We start from the raw sequence: 16,719 nt of genomic DNA on the forward strand, positions 1-16,719 counted from the left end.
CCCTCTGTGAAATTGCCACTCTTTCTATGACCTGAATCATCAACGATTAATGTGAATCCTCTACTTATCCGGGTTTGACTACACTGATTCATCACCACCAGGCGACGCTCATTTACTTCTAAGGTTGACCAGGGCGCTTCCGTCAAAAAATGGTGTAATCGGTGGTAACTCACTCCGACAGCGTTATCCGCCATTTGAGACAGATTTTTTCGTTCACTTTCCCCTAATAATCCCCCGATATAGTTTCTAAACTCCCGTTTTTGTGCTTTATGTGTCCAGATATCATCAAAGCGTTTACACCATCTATCGAAGCAAGGGGGCATGGCGGCAGGAGTTGTCTCTTTCATCGCTCAAACTTTAACGTGAAATCTATGCCATGCTTAGATTATACCTTTATTGCTTCTCGATTTTTGTTTAAGTCCCGTTAGTTAACCTCAAGCCTAGCCGTTGGGAAATAAGCCTTACAGCTTGCTTCGCTAACGTACTTCACAGCCTTGAACAAAAGCATTTAGCCTAGGTTTAAAAAACATTGCAGCGATTATAAGTTGGCAATCTAGTGGTCTGTCAAGAACTAATTGACGGATAGAGCTGCTTCAATTTAATCCGAGCCTTAGTACATACATACTTCTACTATTCGTCAAAATTGCCTTGACAGACCACTAGTTAGGAGCCTCTACACGTTGACGTTGTTCCTCTGAAACTCTGCAAAAGAACGAAACCGTCCCGCCTCAAAATCGTCTAATCCACGCTGGATGCCTTCTACAGCTTCTTCGTAGTCTTGTGCTTCCCACTCTAGAACACTAGCTAGCAGTTCAGCGGCAACAGTTGCGACATCTTTTCCCTGTCTGGCAGCGTTCTCAAGGAGTTTCGCCTCTGCTTCTGGGCTAAGAGTCACAGTGATTGTCATGGGTCTGTTTTCCTCTACCTGCTTTCCTAAAACCAGAAATTAATCCCTAGCCCACCCATTGTAACAACCTGTTAGAACTGGGCTGTCGAGTGAGGAGCGATCGCCCAATCGATGATGCCTCTCACTTTAAATGACTCGGGAGTGCCACATTTACTGAATGCTATTCTCTTCTTGCTTTTTGATCAACCTAACTGCCGTATATACAGTAGAGAGGTAGAAATAGAACATCCAGGTATACCAGATAGGTTTATCGTAATCTTTCTTTTGCTTCTCATTGTGATGGCGGATATCATAATTGTTCGCTATGTTGAACAAGTCCTGTTCTTGTTGCGTCGCAACAGTTTTGAGTTTTGGGCGTAAGAATTCAAGAACATCTGCCAAATCCCTGATCGCATCGCGTCTATCATCTGGCGAAGAATGGCGATTTTTAAACTTCTGGATAGCTGCCTTCACCCGTACTTCTACATTCTCTGGGTCATATTCCGGTAGCTTTTCTTGAAGCAATGATTCCATTCCTGGATCGGGAAGAGCCAATATTTCTCCTGTTTTTGAAATTTCGTAGCCGTCTTTGTAATCGCGCAGCAATTCGTTAATCTCGTAACGAAATTTCTGATGCCCAGTCTCCTGGTTAAATTTTGTATAAAGCCAGCATTCCTCTACGTCGAGCCATACAGATTCCTCGGTGACAGCACTGATAGGTTCTGACACGCAGTCGTAGAGAAATTCGATGACATCAAACAAATCATCTTCAGAGTAAGAATTACATTTTTCTTCTATTGGATATAAATTCTGCTTGCGAAGCTTCCATAACATTGAAGCTTCAAGATCATAACCTAATGTGCCAGCCACACGCCCAACTTTGGAGTGAAAGTAGCCAAACGCTTCTTGAAAATATCCCTCCTGCAACATTTTTTTGTACACTACACAAAACAGCTGAAGAAGCATTGGTAATTCAAGCTTGGCTGCTGGATTCTTTCCCAGGCGTACAGAGTAATACGGTTTTTGTCTCATATAACCTGATAGTTTTAGCTTTTATTTCCCCGACATTTGAATCAGTAAATCGGCATCATGAATGAGTTGTTCGCTATCCAAACGGGACAACCTTTCACAGATTGTCTGGGTCAATGCCCCGTTCCCGCAACTTAGCAATCAAGTCTGCAAGTTGCTGCTCAGCCATCCTCGCCTGCTGCTCCGCTCGCTCAGCCCTTAGCCGCTCTTGCTGAATTACATTCTCTGGAGCAGGAAATCGGTTGCCTTGCTGGTCATACCAGTACAGCCATTCACGACTCCAGCCCTCATGCGTCCCCTGCTCATACCCAATCCCTAGCCCAATTTCCGGCATCCACACGGGATTTCCCCTCTGCCGCACGTAAGCTCCCCTCTCTAGGCGATAAACCTCAAACGGCTCATGCTTGTCCCGTTTCCAGTAGTCGGAATTATAGATGGTGTAATAAAGTACCCCCATCTCTGCATACTTAGTCATCTTGTCGTCGTATTCACCACCAGGCGTTTTAGAGACAACTTCCAAAACCCACTGAGGCACAACGTTGTTTTCTTGCCAGACGACATAACTCAATCGTCCTTTGGCACTCCTACGCCTTGGAACTCCCAGACTCAAGAAACCATCTGGCCCAATCGCTGCTTTGTCTGGGTGATAGTAGATTCCCAAGTTAACTCCCAAAAACCAGTCCATTCGGGAAGCCCACAAAAGAGCCAGGATTGCTCGTAGCAGATTAGGGATGAGGATTTGCAGCTCATTATCCACAGGGGTATTGTCAGTTTCAGGCAGGTCTTCTTCTGTAGGAAGATATTGCAACGAGTTGTACTCTACCATGACGACTACCCAAGGGATATGATGACTGTATCTTAACGGTTTTACCTCTCTAGAGGCAGCACTTGAAATCAAATCTGTAACGGCAGCTTTAGCGATCGCTCATCAGTCCAAAATCTCAATCGGAGAGAAGTTCCTGTCTAACTTCAGCTTCGGAACTGTCAGCATAAATACCAGTAGTAATCACGCGATCGGTTACTTCATCCAGATAGGAACGGAGAGTATTATTAAGTTCTTGGAATTCTGGCCAAAGGGTGTCGTTCACAAAGCTGACGGGAACACGAGCCATGACAGTAGTATGCTTCTGTCGGTAATAGCGGTAAGGCTCAATGCCGTAGCGACGCAACAATGCCAAAAACAGCTTCTTTGACCACATATCCGACAAGGTGAATTTGTATTCCACTGGTGGATCGAGTTTTTGAACGTCTTTAAGTTTTTCACGGATACGCTCTAAGGCATTGGCAGCAGCAACCTTCTCCCCCTTTGTCGTTGCACCCGCGAACAAAGCTTCAATGCGTTGCAGTTTTTCAATCAGCTTTTGTTCTTCAATCAAGATGAGTAGCTCACTATTTCAAGTTCAGCCGCAATGCCAAAATGGTCAGAGGGGTACACGGTGGGGTCATTGGGAGCAGGTTCGGTGAGAATGAGTTGGCAGTTTTGCACGCGCAGGTGCTGGTTGATAAACACGTAGTCCAGCGTACCGCGCCAAGGTCGCAAGTTGCGGTGAATCCATACGTTGACTAGGTATTTGACCAACCGACGCTGCAAGCTACGTCGTTTTCTTAAGGGTGTGGGACAGGTATATTCCGGCTCGTGACCGTGGTACGCTGCGTAAGCTGAGGTAAATCTCTCGCGCATCAGTGCGATCTGCGCTTCGCAGCAGCGCTTCGCTATCGCCGGTGTCTCAGGCATACCGTTAAAATCCCCTACTGCCACGATTGGCATATCGGGTGGTAACTTACCCAGCCAGTCGAGAAGCAACTGCACCTGCTTTACCCGTTCGGGTTTGGGACCAGGATACCAGTAATAATGCCCGTTACAAAATACCAATGGCTGACCGTCCACTTCAACCTGCACGTATTGGGCTACTCGTCCCTGAGTTTGCAAGTCAAGAGTGTCCTGTTGCGTGAAGGGATGACGGCTGAGAATTGCTCCTCCGTAATAGGGGAAACCTTTATCGTCTAGTCCTTTGGAAGGCACTAGCTGCACGTAAGGCATATTAAGCTGCTGTGCCAGCCAAGCGCTGTTGTCTTCTGGAAGCTTGACCTCCTGTAGTCCGATTAAATCTGCTTGTTGAGCTGCCAAACCCTCCACCAAGAGTTCGCGACGCTGCGCCCATTTTTCCATTTCAAACAGAATGTTAATCGTGACGACTTTGACCACTTGGCGATACGCTCCCAGGTTCGGACAAAAGCATTCAGTCTAGAGTTTAATGCTAAACTCCAGCATCTTTCGATTAGATAAAAACAGGCGTGAGTTTTGGGAATTAGGGAGGGGGTCGTGGAGTGGATAGAACCACTAAAGAAAGCGCACCAGACGCATATGTTGAGGGCACAGTCGTTTGGACAGGGGCAACAGGATAGCCCGAGTATTAATCCTGGGGACTGGTCATGGCGGTTTTGGCTTGCTGTACCACTCTACCCATACAATAGGCGGCGAACCCTTCGCAAAGAAGTTGTTAAGGACACCATCTGGACGTTCGACCAGTTGCAGGGCATCCTCTACACCGTCGTACCGATTCGCATGACCGTCGTTAAGCTGGAAAAAGGCGGTCTCCTCGTCTATGCGCCAGTTGCACCAACAAAAGAGTGTATCCGGCTGGTTAAGGAATTAGAGGCGAAGCACGGTGAGGTGAAATACATCATCCTGCCCACTGCATCGGGCTTAGAACACAAAGTTTTTGTTGGTCCCTTCGCCAGACAGTTTCCTGCTTCACAGGTTTTTGTGACCGCCAATCAATGGAGTTACCCGCTGAATCTGCCGTTGGCTTGGCTAGGCTTCCCCATGAAACGAACTCACGTACTCCCGGAAGCTAGCGGTGATGCTCCGTTTGGGGATGAGTTTGACTACGAGGTGCTGAGTATTGATCTCGGACGGGGTTCTTTTGAAGAAGTGGCATTATTGCACAAGCGATCGCGCACTCTATTATTAACAGACTCGGTGCTTTCTGTGCCAGAGAAGCCACCAGAGATTGTCCAAGTTGACCCGTACCCCTTGTTGTTCCACGCCAGAGACAATGCATTCGACGTGCTTGAAGACACTGAGGCGAATCGCCGCAAGGGATGGCAGCGCATTTCGCTGTTTGCATTGTACTTTCGTCCCAGCACGTTGGAGACGATTGGACTGGGGGAGGCATTTCGCGATGCCTTCAAAGCGCCGGATCGGTCAAAGAAGGCATATTTCGGTTGGTTTCCGTTCCGATGGCAGACCGATTGGAAGCAGTCATTCAATGCATTACGAGGGAGCGGTCGTCCTTTTGTGGCACCGATTCTACAGACGTTCATTTTTAACCAAGCACCGAGGGATGTACTCGACTGGGCGGATAAGGTGGCGAAGTGGTATTTTGAACGAATTATTCCCTGCCACTTTGACGCGCCCATTGAGGTAGGGCCGCATCAGTTCCGCCAGGCGTTCAGCTTCCTTGAGAAGAAGCCTTCTAGTGAGAATTTATTGGGAAGTGGAAGTCAGCCTCTACCTGAGGATGACTTTGAATTCATGAGGAAGCTGGAAGAGAACTTGACTAAGCGCGGCATCACGTCGCCAGCAAAGGAATAAAGTGTAAGGCGATCGCTTCTCGTGCTGCTTCAGGTTTGGGGGAATGGATTTCGAGGAGGATGGTGCGCTCTTCGTAGCGTACCGCTAGGCATTCGCTTTGAATAATTAAGACTGTCGGAGATACACATTCTCAGCATCTATCAGCTTTGATAGAAGAAACAGGTAGCTTTCCCAACTGGGTATGGATATGACAACAGAACTCAGAAATCAGGCGTTATTACTTCTCTGTCAAGCCCTGAATAACCCAACAGCTGACTTTCGGGATGGACAATGGGAAGCGATCTCTGCCTTAATCGGGAATCGAGCGCGGTTACTGGTTGTTCAACGTACTGGCTGGGGGAAAAGTTTAGTCTATTTTCTGGCGACTCGCTTGCTACGAGATGGTGGTGCTGGCCCAACTCTCCTCATTTCACCACTACTGGCTCTCATGCGAAACCAAATTGCCGCAGCCGAACGTATTGGCGTTAAAGCCGCGACGATTAACTCTAGTAATACAGAAGAATGGGAAGCGATAAAAGCTCAGTTGCTAGCAGGAAGAGTTGATATTCTACTGATTTCCCCGGAACGACTAGCAAATGAGAAATTTCGAGAAACCGTTCTGTTCCCAATATCTCAACGAATTGGATTATTTGTCGTTGATGAAGCCCACTGTATATCCGACTGGGGACACGATTTTCGACCCGACTATCGGCGGATTGTTCGAGTTTTGCAAGCACTTCCCCAGAACATCCCAGTCCTTGCCACAACTGCTACTGCTAACAACCGAGTCGTTAACGATATCATTGCTCAACTGGGAGCCAATCTGCGTGTATCAAGAGGCTCCCTGACCCGAAAAAGCTTGCATTTGCAAAATATCAAGCTCAATAGTCCAGCAGCACGAATGGCATGGTTAGCCGAATACCTTCCAAACTTACCTGGTAGCGGTATTATTTACACACTCACTGTCAGAGATGCTGAACGAATTGCCGATTGGTTAAAGACACAAGGAATTGACGCTGAAGCCTACCACAGCGAACTAACTAATGAAGAACGTTTAGCTTTAGAAGACCAACTGCTCAAAAATGAAATCAAAGCATTGGTATCAACTACTGCTTTAGGAATGGGCTTTGATAAACCCGATTTAGGATTTGTCATTCATTACCAACGTCCAGGTTCTGTTGTTCATTATTATCAGCAAGTAGGACGAGCGGGTAGAGCGGTAGAGCAAGCTTATGGAATTCTTCTTAGCGGTGATGAAGACGACGAAATTACCAATTATTTCATCAGAACCGCCTTTCCTCCAGAAGTTCATGTTCAGCAGGTTTTAGAAGCTCTAGAACAGGCGGATAATGGCTTTTCTGTTCCCCAACTAGAGCAGCAACTCAATCTTTCTAGAGGACAGATTGAAAAGGTTTTGAAACTCCTGTCGCTGGAGTCTCCCGCACCTATAACTAAGCAAGGTTCCAAGTGGTATGCTACTCCAGTATCTTATCAGCCCAATACTGAGAAAATCGAACGGTTGACGCAAATCCGCTGCTCTGAACAAGCTCGGATGCTGGAATATATGGAAAGTCAACAATGCTTAATGACTTTTCTAGCAATAGAATTAGATGACCCCAACCCAACTGTTTGCGGCAAATGTACTGTGTGCTTGGGTAGACCTTTATTCCCAGAAACCTACTCCCTAGAACGGGTTAATCAAGCAATCCAGTATCTACGTCGCAGTGACCAAATCATTGAACCCCGCAAACAATGGCCTTCACAAGCACTACCAATTTATGGCCTTTCAGGGAATATTCGAGACAATTTACGAGCAGTGGAAGGAAGGGCTTTGTCTCTCTGGGGTGATGCAGGTTGGGGAGAATTAGTTAAACAGGGTAAATATCGGGATAATCATTTTGATGATGCGCTGGTACAGGGTGCTTTTGAGATGATTCAACGTTGGCAACCTCAAATTTTTCCCACTTGGGTAACTTGCGTTCCCTCATTAAATCGTCCAGAACTCTTACCAAATTTTGCTCAACGACTGGCTGAGAAATTAGGTTTACCCTTTAAGCCAGTTGTTCGTAAAGCCCGCCCCAATAAACAACAAAAAGAGATGAGTAATAGTTACCAACAAGCTCATAATTTAGATGGTGTATTTGAGGTTGACACTTGGCAAGGCATGAAGGGTACAGTTTTCTTAATTGATGATATGGTAGATTCCCGTTGGACTTTTACTGTCATTGCTGCCCTGTTACGTCGTGCTGGAAGTGGTCAGGTTTTTCCTCTGGCATTAGCACTCAATTCTTTAGACCAAGCGGATTAGAAAATTATGTTAAACCATGTGCTGTCACCAGATACCCAAGCAATTTTATTGCTGTGTGCCAGCTTTGGGCAAAATCGGCAAATGGAACCGCAGCCCTTGACGCTAGGTGAGTATAACTCCTTAGCAGGTTGGCTACTTGAAAATGAGATGAGTCCAGGGGATTTGCTGGATTCAACCTTCAAAAATCGGTTATCGAAAATATCCATTGGCAAGCTCGACTCTGACAGGCTGGTAGCTTTACTGGAACGAGGTGTCATGCTGGGCTTGGCAGTTGAGAAGTGGACGAACCAAGGACTATGGGTGCTGGGACGAGGCGACTCTCAGTATCCCAAGCGTCTTAAACAGAGGCTGAGACATTCAGCACCCGCAATTCTCTATGGGATTGGCAACATAGAACTGCTTTCTGAAGGAGGGTTGGCTGTTGTTGGTTCTCGTGATGTTGATGAAGAAGGAGTTGGCTATACCCAGAGAGTTGCACAAACTTGTGCTGAACAAGGAATACAGGTAGTTTCCGGTGGGGCGCGTGGGGTAGATTCTTCGGCTATGCTGGCAGTTTTAGAGGCAGGTGGAACCGCTGTAGGTGTACTCGCTGATAGCTTAAGCAAGGCAGCAGTAGCTGGCAAGTATCGTGCTGGCATTAAAGAAGGGAGACTTACCCTAATTTCTGCCGTCGATCCTGGTGCTAGCTTCAACGCTGGTAATGCGATGGGTCGAAACAAGTACATCTATGCTTTAGGTGATTATGCCCTTGTAGTGAGTTCATCTGTAGGTAAGGGCGGTACTTGGGCGGGTGCTACTGAGGCGCTGGAACGGATAAAGGATGTCCCAATTTTTGTGAGAATGCAGGGAACTATACCAGAAGGTAATCGGCAACTGCTTAAAAAGGGAGCAAAACCTTTGCCAGTAATACCTGCTAGTTCATTGAAGGGACGATTGAGGACACTCTTAGAAGCCGCTACACCAGAGGTTAAACCAACAAAGACTAAAGTGGAAGCGACAGACTCTGAGCTAGCAGATATTCTGGCAAATAAACCTTCACTAGTAGAGCCATTGACAGGTATGATTTTCCCTGCCAATGAGTCAGCTACACCAGAAGTTAAAGCAACAAAGGCTGAAGTGGAAGCGATAGACCCTGAGGTAGTAGATGTTGTGACAAATAAAGCCTCAGTAGTAGCAGATTCATTTACAGGTATGCTTCTCCCTGTTAATCAGCCATCTCCAAAAGACATCTACGAAGCAGTTTTACCATTTATCCTCAATCATTTAGAGAAGCCCAAGGATGCAAAATCTCTTGCCGAATGTCTTGATGTACGAAAAGGGCAGGTAGAAGATTGGTTAAGTAGAGCTTTAAAAGAAGGTAAGGTGATAAAAACAAAGAAGCCAGTGGCTTATGTAGCTAATAAGAAACCTGCTTTATTGTCTCTACTGGAAAAGAAGGGCGGAACTTAGTTTCAGATGTCGTTTGCACGACCACAGAGCGATCGCTTCTTACTACAGCACTCTCATGCTTGCAGTTTATCCGCGATCGCTCCCCTTTTTTTCCTATTTATCTCACCAACTTAGACAGATACCTGCACTCTACCTTCAACTACCCTGACTTGATAAGTGGGAATGCTTACTGTTTCATCATCAAGACACTGTCCAGTCAGTAAGTTGAAATTTTGCTTGTAAATCGGGGAAGCCACTTTGAGGATACCTTTGCGATCGCCGACAATTCCTCTCGATAACACAAAGGCTTTACTAAACGGATCGTAATTACTAATCGCAAAAACTTCATCCTGATTTCCAACCTTGAAAATTGCTACCTGTTGACCTTCAACTAAGGCACAAACTCCGGTATTGGGTGCGATCGCTTCAATCGAACAAATATCAACCCAGGTTTTACTCGTCTCACGAACTAATGATTGAACCATTGTTTTTTTCCTAATAATTACGTGCTGCGTTTTCTTGGGGACTGGTTAGAACATCAATCCAATACATCCCCATAGAACCCCTCCCCATTCCTCACTAAAGCTCCGGTCCCCGCAACGAGGAGGGTGCTTGATTCTTTCTACTTCCACCCAAGGGGGATTCTGGGTGATTTCCCCTGCATGTCTCCCCCCTTCCTCAGGGGGAGGTGAGGCTATTGTGAAGTAATCGCTAGAGTTTTTTCGTGTTCTTTAGCGGGGCGTTTTTGACCTCGTTCTTCTACATGTAAAATATTCGGATCGGACTCATCAGAATTCACAAAATGACGAAAACGGTTGAGTTTTTCGGCATCTTCAATTGTCGTTTTCCATTCACATTGGTAGGTATTAACCAGGTACTGCATCTCTTGCTCCAACTCAGCACCAATGCCTAGAGAATCATGAAGAATCACCTGCTTAAGGTAATCAATTCCCCCTTCAAGCTTGTTGAACCAAGTTGCTGTGCGTTCCAGTCGATCTGCCGTGCGGATATAGAACATGAGGAACCGATCCAAATATTTAATCAAAGTTTCCTTGTCGATATCCTCGGCTAGCAGTATTGCATGTTGTGGTTTCATCCCACCATTGCCGCACACATACAAATTCCAACCTTTTTCAGTGGCAATTATCCCAAAGTCCTTACTTTGAGCTTCGGCACATTCACGAGTACAACCCGATACAGCGGATTTTAATTTGTGGGGCGATCGCAAACCCCGATACCGCAGTTCTAATTCAATTGCCAAACTCGTAGAATCCTGTACTCCAAAGCGGCACCAAGTACTTCCAACGCAAGATTTCACCGTCCGCAGTGCCTTGCCATAAGCATGTCCTGACTCAAATCCAGCATCAACTAATCGCTTCCAAATATGAGGCAATTGCTCTACACGCGCCCCAAATAAATCAATTCTTTGTCCACCTGTAATTTTGGTATAAAGACCAAATTCTTGGGCAACTTGTCCTAACACAATCAGCTTATCCGGCGTAATTTCCCCACCGGGAACTCGTGGCACAACTGAATAAGTACCGTCCCGCTGAATGTTAGCGAGGTAGTAATCATTGGTATCTTGAAGACCAACAAGAGACTTCTCTAAAATATGCTCATTCCAAGTCGAAGCGAGAATCGAAGCTACCGTAGGCTTACAAATTTCACAACCTCTACCTGTACCATGTTTTTGAATTAATTCATCAAATGTCTTAATTTGGTGAACACGCACCAAGTGATAAAGTTCTTGACGGCTATAAGCGAAGTGTTCGCAGAGATGATTCTTCACCTCTATCCCTGCTTTCTTCATTTCCGACTTAAGTAAATCCGTCACCAGGGGTACGCAACCACCACAACCTGTTCCAGCTTTTGTACATTTTTTGATGGTGGGGACATCGGTTAAATTCTGCTCTCGAATAGCTGTACAAATTTGGCCTTTGCTGACATTATTGCAAGAACAAATTTGGGCAGTATCCGGTAAGCTTTCCACCCCCATCTTGGCTACAGGTGCGCCTTCTCGTGGCGGCATCAGCAAATCTTCTGGATGAGGTGGCAGGGTAATGGCGTTTTGCACAAATTGCAGCAGCGTGCCGTAGGTAGACGCATCTCCGACGAGAATTCCACCGAGTAAACGAGTACCATCCTCGTTCAGCACTAGCTTTTTGTAAATGCCTTGAACGGTATCAGTGATGGCAATTTCTCTAGCACCGGGAGTTCTGGCAAACGCATCTCCAAAACTAGCAACATCCACCCCCAAAAGTTTGAGTTTGGTAGACATATCTGCACCAGCAAAGGTGCTGGTGGTGATGTTATTCAACACATCTGCCACGACTCCTGCCATTGTATAACCAGGAGCGACTAAACCATAGATGCGATTTTTGTAGAGGGCGCATTCACCGATCGCATAAATTTCTGGATCAGATGTTTGGCAGTAGTCGTTAATAACAACACCACCCCGTTCTCCGACTTCTAATCCGCAGCTTCTAGCCAGTTCATCACGGGGGCGAATTCCGGTAGAAAAGACGATCATGTCTGTTTCTAACTCAGAACCATCTGCAAAGAGCATCTTGGCAATTTTGCCATCTTCGCTGACAATTTGGGTCGTTGATTTGCTGGTATGAACCGAAACCCCAAGCGCTTCTATCTTGCTGCGGAGAATCGCGCCACCTGCATCATCAACTTGTACAGGCATTAATCGAGAGGCAAATTCAACGACATGGGTTTTCAATCCCATTGTCTTGAGGGCATTAGCGGCTTCTAGACCTAATAAACCTCCACCAATAACTACACCAACTTGACAATTTTTGGCGTAGGTAGATATTTCTTCCAGGTCTTCAATTGTGCGGTATACAAAAGCTCCTGAAATCTCATTCCCCTTAATCGGTGGTACGAAGGGAGAGGAACCGGTTGCGAGGACAATCTTATCGTAGGGAACTGTTAAGCCATTTGCTGATGAGACTGTTTTTTGTTCGCGATCGATTGCAACAGCTTTATCACCAATATGAATTTGAATACCGTTTTCTTGATAAAGTCCTGGTTCTACCAGTGATAAATCTGCTGCTGTTTTGCCAGAAAAATAGCCACTGAGGTTAACGCGATCGTAGGCAACACGCGGTTCTTCACAGAAGGTTATTAAGTTCCATTTTTGCGTCGCTCCTTTGGCAATCATCAGTTCTAGGAACTTGTGTCCTATCATGCCGTTGCCAATAACGATGAGATTCTTTTTGGCTGTCATAAACCTTTACAAGCCTTATGCCTCAGTTATCCTCAATAACAACTATTAAAGTTTTCAATGTCTTTTAGTAAATTTAGCTACATTATTTGAATATCGATGCAATATTCGCTCGATTTCAATCGTTTTTTTGCATGAGATGTTAAGACTGGAACGGATAGGAGAGGAATGCGATCGCTTTCTTGCGAAATTACTCTCTTACCTAGGTGCTGCATTAAACGATCGCACTGTGCAACTTGATAGCGATCGCTCAAGCCACTGTGACTATCATCTGTTGGATAAATTAAGATAGCCTAGCCCACAATCGAAGGCATATAAACCAGCTCGCCATGCTTTCCTCAAGCTACCAGTTGCACAACGGAATGCTCTACTATCCCAGCAAGCGGCTATTGTAGCGGAAGACTTCCAACCAGGCACAGAAGGGATGGACTGGACAGATGAATATGTAGAAGGCAACAGCATGGATGAGGAGTAGCCAGCTAGGCGAGCTGTATCACTAAGGAGTAAAAATGAAGTGGCAATATTTTAAGGCATACTGTTCAGTTAAGAGAGAAGGATTACTGGGATATAAGGGTTATCGGGTACTAAATATTGATGGTCAAGAGTACGAGCTTGTGGAAGGATTGAACTTTTTGGGACAACAAGAATGGGAATTAGTAGCTGTACATCAGCTTGATGAAGCTTCTGGAGGGTCAGTCGGTGGTATTCGGGATTTAAAATATTTGTACCTCTTCAAAAAACCACTCCCTGTATAGGGTAGCTGATCGTGTTGCCTATGCCACAAAATTGGATAACTTATTTTCTGGCAATCCCTAATCAAAGGAACTTTCGCTCACAATTGTAAGTCAATGTCTGAGTTGAGTTCGCAGAAGGCTTGATCGCGAACGCGGTGAATCGTTACTCAACAAACTTATAACAGTACAGCCGTGTTCAGTTCATAACTCATAGGATAAGGGCATGGCAATGCCATTTGCCTACACTCATCCTTGTGAGAAAATCGAAGAAATGCCGTTGTAACTGTAATTAATCAACATGATTGTGAGGTGTACACCATGAAAAAAATATTCCTTATCGCTGCCAGCTTATTGGTATTAAATACCACTGCTGCAAATGCCTGTAGTTGTCTCCCCACTACACCCCAACAAAGTTTAAAGAACTCTAGAGAAGTCTTTGCTGGAAAAGTTATTGATATTGTCGATCAGAGTGGTACTAATCCCGAAGCTTCAGGCTCTTTGGGTGGGTTTAAGGTTATTTTTGAAGTTTCAAAAGTTTGGAAAGGAAAAGTAGACAAACAGCAGGTTGTCTTGACATCAGGTTCTAGCGCGAGTTGCGGATACAACTTTGAGAAAGGGAAAGAATATCTAGTTTATGCTAATGGGCAGGGAACTCAATTGCAAACTGGGTTGTGCAGTGGCACAACACTCCTTGGCAATGCCCAAAGAGATTTAGCGGTATTAGGTAGGGGAAAAACACCAGCCGCTCAAACCTCAAACGCCGCTCAACAATTGCAGCGCAACAAGCAATTATGGGCAAAACAAAAAATCTCCAACTATCGCTACACATTGCGCCGGAGTTGCTTTTGTTTACCTAAATCAAGCGAACCTCTGAAAATTGAAGTTCGTAATGGCAAAGCGACTTCAATTGTTGTGGCTAGTGATGGAAAACCCGTTAATCGAGAATACTTCAACAAGCACGATTCAGTAGCGAAACTGTTTCAGGTAGTAGAAGATGCGATCGCCAAGAAAGCACACCGCCTTTCAGTAACTTACCACCCCACCCTTGGTTACCCAACCCAAATCGACATCGACTATAACAAACAGATGGCTGATGAAGAACTCTCTCTCACCCTTGAGAATTTGCAACCCCTGAAATAGGTAAAATGTGTTAGCCAATTCCCTGATGGGGAGCGATCGCGCCAGCCAAACAAAGACAATATTTTTGATGAGAGGAACTTTGACTGATATCTTTCAGTCAAAGTTTTATTATTGTCATGTGTAAGCCATGAAAAAAATATTCCTGCTTGCGGCAAGCCTATTGGTTTTAAATTCCCATCTAGCCAGTGCTACATGTCTTTGTATTCCCACTACACCCAAAAAAAGTTTCAGAACCTCTAGGGCGGTTTTTGCAGGAAAAGTCATTGATATTATGGCTAAAACTGATAGGAGTCGCGACACTTCAGATTCTTTGGTTGCGTTCAAAGTTACATTTGAAGTTTCAAAAGTTTGGAAAGGAAAAGTAGACAAACAGCAGGTTATCTTGACATCGGAATCCTTCGGAGGTTGCGAATACTCCTTTGAAAAAGGAAAAGAGTATCTTGTTTATGCTTCTGGTGAGGAATTGACAATACAAACTGGGTTGTGCGACGCTACAAAACCTCTTGCCAACGCCCAAGCTGATTTAGCCGTGTTGGATCAGGAGACAAGAGTAACTCCTGAAAACACAAGCACTGCTCAATTGCAGCGAAACAAGCAATTGTGGGCTAAGCAAAGTATCTCCAACTACCGCTTCACAGTGCGCCAGACTTGCTTTTGTTCAATGGAATCAATGCAACCCGTGAATATTGAAGTCCGTAATGGGAAAGTTACTTCAATCGTTCCTGCCATTGATGCACTGTCATTTAATCAGGAGGACTTCACAGACATTGATTCGATCGCCAAGCTGTTTGATGTGATAGAAGATGCGATCACAAAGGAAGCAGAAGACCTGTTAGTAACTTACCACCCTACCCTCGGCTACCCAACCAAGATTAGTATCAATTACGCGGCATTCACGGCGGATGACGAGATATCTTTCACCGTTGAGAATCTGCAACCGCTCAAATAGGTAAAATGTTTTAACAAATTCCAACCCCCCAAGAGTCACACATGGAGAAAGAACTTTTACAAACTCTCGATGCCACGGGTACTCGGTTTGTTAGGATTCTCTGGTGTGACAATGCCAACATCATTCGCGGCAAAGCGGTACATCGAGGCGCGATCGCTGAGTACCTCAAACACGGTGTTGGCATTTCTGCTGCACAGCAAGCGATTCCTGTGATGGTTGATGCCCCAGCATCCGGCAGTGGTTTGGGGCCGGTGGGTGAGGTACGCCTAGTACCAGACTGGAACACTTTAACACCTTTGCCCTATGCTCCTGGTCATGCTCGCGTGCTGGGAGATATGCTCAAAGAGGGTTCTCCTTGGAATCTTTGTCCCCGACACTTCCTGAAAAGGATGGTTGCGGAAGCCCAGCATGAGGGATTGGAAGTTATTGCCGCTTTTGAGAATGAATTCTACTTTCTCAAACAGACTGGGGGTAATATTGTCCCTGCGGATGAGACGGTTTTTGCTTCTACTCTAGCCATGGACTTGCATCAGCCGGTGATTGATCAGATTGCAGAAGCACTGATCGAACAAGGGATGCTAGTCGAACAGTATTATCCCGCATCCGGGCCAGGTCAGCAGAAAATTTCGATACTTTATACTCATGCGTTAGCCGCGGCAGATCAGCAAATTGCTTTTCGGGAAACGGTGCGTGCGATCGCATATCAACATAATCTTATCGCCTCATTCTTACCGAAAATCTTCGCTGACAAAGCGGGTAGCGGTTGTCACCTCCACCTCAGTCTCTGGCAGGAGGGACAAAACCTGATACCCAATCTCGATGTAGGGGGGGAACTCTCAGAAATTGCCCGTCGCTTCATTGCGGGAATCCTCCACCACCTGCCAGCACTCATGGCACTTACAACACCCAGCATCAATTCTTATCGCCGGATTCGTCCACATCATGGGAGTGGTGCGTTTCGCTGTTGGGGAATGGATAACCGAGAGGCGGCAGTGAGGGTGGTGAGTAACCCGGAAGAATCTAGTCCAACTCAGTTTGAATTTAAAACCGTGGATGCTTCTGCTAATCCTTATCTGGCTTTAGGGGCTGTGATTGCGGCGGGACTCGATGGCATCCGGCACTGTCTGGAACTCGGAGAACCTGTAACAATAGACCCTGGATATATGACAGAAGCGGAGCGAAATATCTGTAATATTGATCAATTGCCTATCAACTTAGAGCAGTCTATCGCTCAACTGAGCAGTGATCAAGTGCTTCTAGAGGCTTTGGGTACAGAACTCGCTCAAGCTTACTTGGCAGTTCGCAAAGCCGAGTGGGAAGCCATGAAAGATTTAGCGATGGAAGAGGAAGTAAAACTGTTATTAGAGCGATATTGAGTGAGGGGGATAGGTTGAAGGTGGAAAGTTCTAACCTTCAATCGGCTAACTGACTAAACC

At 45.7% G+C, this 16,719-nt stretch carries 16 protein-coding genes; 8 read left to right on the forward strand and 8 right to left on the reverse strand.

Annotated elements, in window-relative coordinates:
- From NDI48_21330 to NDI48_21355, 6 genes are all read right to left on the reverse strand, one after another.
- Window positions 1-347, reverse strand: a 347-nt coding sequence (locus tag NDI48_21330) for a transposase (protein ID MEP0833711.1), incomplete at its 3' end; no start/stop codon positions are given.
- 326 nt (window positions 348-673) lie between these two features.
- Window positions 674-907, reverse strand: a complete 234-nt coding sequence (locus NDI48_21335) for a hypothetical protein (GenBank protein ID MEP0833712.1) — start codon at window positions 905-907, stop codon at window positions 674-676.
- Between the two features lie 150 nt (window positions 908-1,057).
- Window positions 1,058-1,918: a hypothetical protein gene (locus NDI48_21340; protein MEP0833713.1), complete on the reverse strand. Its 861-nt coding sequence runs from the start codon at window positions 1,916-1,918 to the stop codon at window positions 1,058-1,060.
- A 94-nt stretch (window positions 1,919-2,012) separates the two neighbouring features.
- Complete coding sequence (locus tag NDI48_21345; protein ID MEP0833714.1) at window positions 2,013-2,741, reverse strand: Uma2 family endonuclease; 729 nt, start codon at window positions 2,739-2,741, stop codon at window positions 2,013-2,015.
- 115 nt (window positions 2,742-2,856) lie between these two features.
- Complete coding sequence (locus tag NDI48_21350; GenBank protein MEP0833715.1) at window positions 2,857-3,291, reverse strand: hypothetical protein; 435 nt, start codon at window positions 3,289-3,291, stop codon at window positions 2,857-2,859.
- Window positions 3,288-4,121, reverse strand: a complete 834-nt coding sequence (locus NDI48_21355; protein ID MEP0833716.1) for an endonuclease/exonuclease/phosphatase family protein — start codon at window positions 4,119-4,121, stop codon at window positions 3,288-3,290. Before NDI48_21355 ends, NDI48_21350 begins: the two co-directional genes overlap by 4 nt.
- 159 nt (window positions 4,122-4,280) lie before the next feature.
- Between NDI48_21355 and NDI48_21360 the strand changes: the two genes are divergently transcribed.
- From NDI48_21360 to NDI48_21370, 3 genes are all read left to right on the forward strand, one after another.
- Window positions 4,281-5,513, forward strand: coding sequence for a DUF4336 domain-containing protein (locus NDI48_21360; protein MEP0833717.1), 1,233 nt, complete (start codon window positions 4,281-4,283; stop codon window positions 5,511-5,513).
- Between the two features lie 181 nt (window positions 5,514-5,694).
- Entirely contained in the window at window positions 5,695-7,800 is a 2,106-nt protein-coding gene (locus tag NDI48_21365; GenBank protein MEP0833718.1) for a RecQ family ATP-dependent DNA helicase, read from the forward strand.
- Window positions 7,801-7,806: 6 nt separating this feature from the next.
- Window positions 7,807-9,249 (forward strand): DNA-protecting protein DprA, encoded by a 1,443-nt coding sequence (locus NDI48_21370; protein ID MEP0833719.1) that lies wholly within the window; start codon window positions 7,807-7,809, stop codon window positions 9,247-9,249.
- A gap of 110 nt (window positions 9,250-9,359) precedes the next feature.
- Here NDI48_21370 and nirD read toward each other — a convergent pair whose 3' ends face one another.
- Window positions 9,360-9,713 carry a nitrite reductase small subunit NirD gene (gene nirD, locus NDI48_21375; protein ID MEP0833720.1) on the reverse strand — a complete coding sequence of 118 codons (354 nt, stop codon included), beginning with the start codon at window positions 9,711-9,713 and terminating at the stop codon, window positions 9,360-9,362.
- A gap of 209 nt (window positions 9,714-9,922) precedes the next feature.
- Window positions 9,923-12,463, reverse strand: coding sequence for a nitrite reductase large subunit NirB (nirB, locus tag NDI48_21380; GenBank protein MEP0833721.1), 2,541 nt, complete (start codon window positions 12,461-12,463; stop codon window positions 9,923-9,925).
- A gap of 136 nt (window positions 12,464-12,599) precedes the next feature.
- Here nirB and NDI48_21385 point away from each other — a divergent pair, with 136 nt between their 5' ends.
- The 5 genes from NDI48_21385 (at window position 12,600) to NDI48_21405 (ending at window position 16,659) form a co-directional block, all read left to right on the forward strand.
- A complete protein-coding gene (locus NDI48_21385) occupies window positions 12,600-12,752 on the forward strand; it encodes a hypothetical protein (protein MEP0833722.1) in 153 nt (50 codons plus the stop codon).
- A gap of 217 nt (window positions 12,753-12,969) precedes the next feature.
- Window positions 12,970-13,215, forward strand: coding sequence for a hypothetical protein (locus NDI48_21390; GenBank protein MEP0833723.1), 246 nt, complete (start codon window positions 12,970-12,972; stop codon window positions 13,213-13,215).
- Between the two features lie 297 nt (window positions 13,216-13,512).
- Window positions 13,513-14,334 carry a DUF6174 domain-containing protein gene (locus tag NDI48_21395; GenBank protein MEP0833724.1) on the forward strand — a complete coding sequence of 274 codons (822 nt, stop codon included), beginning with the start codon at window positions 13,513-13,515 and terminating at the stop codon, window positions 14,332-14,334.
- A gap of 127 nt (window positions 14,335-14,461) precedes the next feature.
- Window positions 14,462-15,283 carry a DUF6174 domain-containing protein gene (locus NDI48_21400; GenBank protein MEP0833725.1) on the forward strand — a complete coding sequence of 274 codons (822 nt, stop codon included), beginning with the start codon at window positions 14,462-14,464 and terminating at the stop codon, window positions 15,281-15,283.
- 41 nt (window positions 15,284-15,324) lie between these two features.
- Window positions 15,325-16,659: a glutamine synthetase family protein gene (locus NDI48_21405; protein ID MEP0833726.1), complete on the forward strand. Its 1,335-nt coding sequence runs from the start codon at window positions 15,325-15,327 to the stop codon at window positions 16,657-16,659.
- Window positions 16,660-16,719 lie beyond the last annotated feature (60 nt).

It is taken from the genome of Microcoleus sp. AS-A8, from assembly GCA_039962225.1.
Lineage (GTDB): Bacteria > Cyanobacteriota > Cyanobacteriia > Cyanobacteriales > Coleofasciculaceae > Allocoleopsis.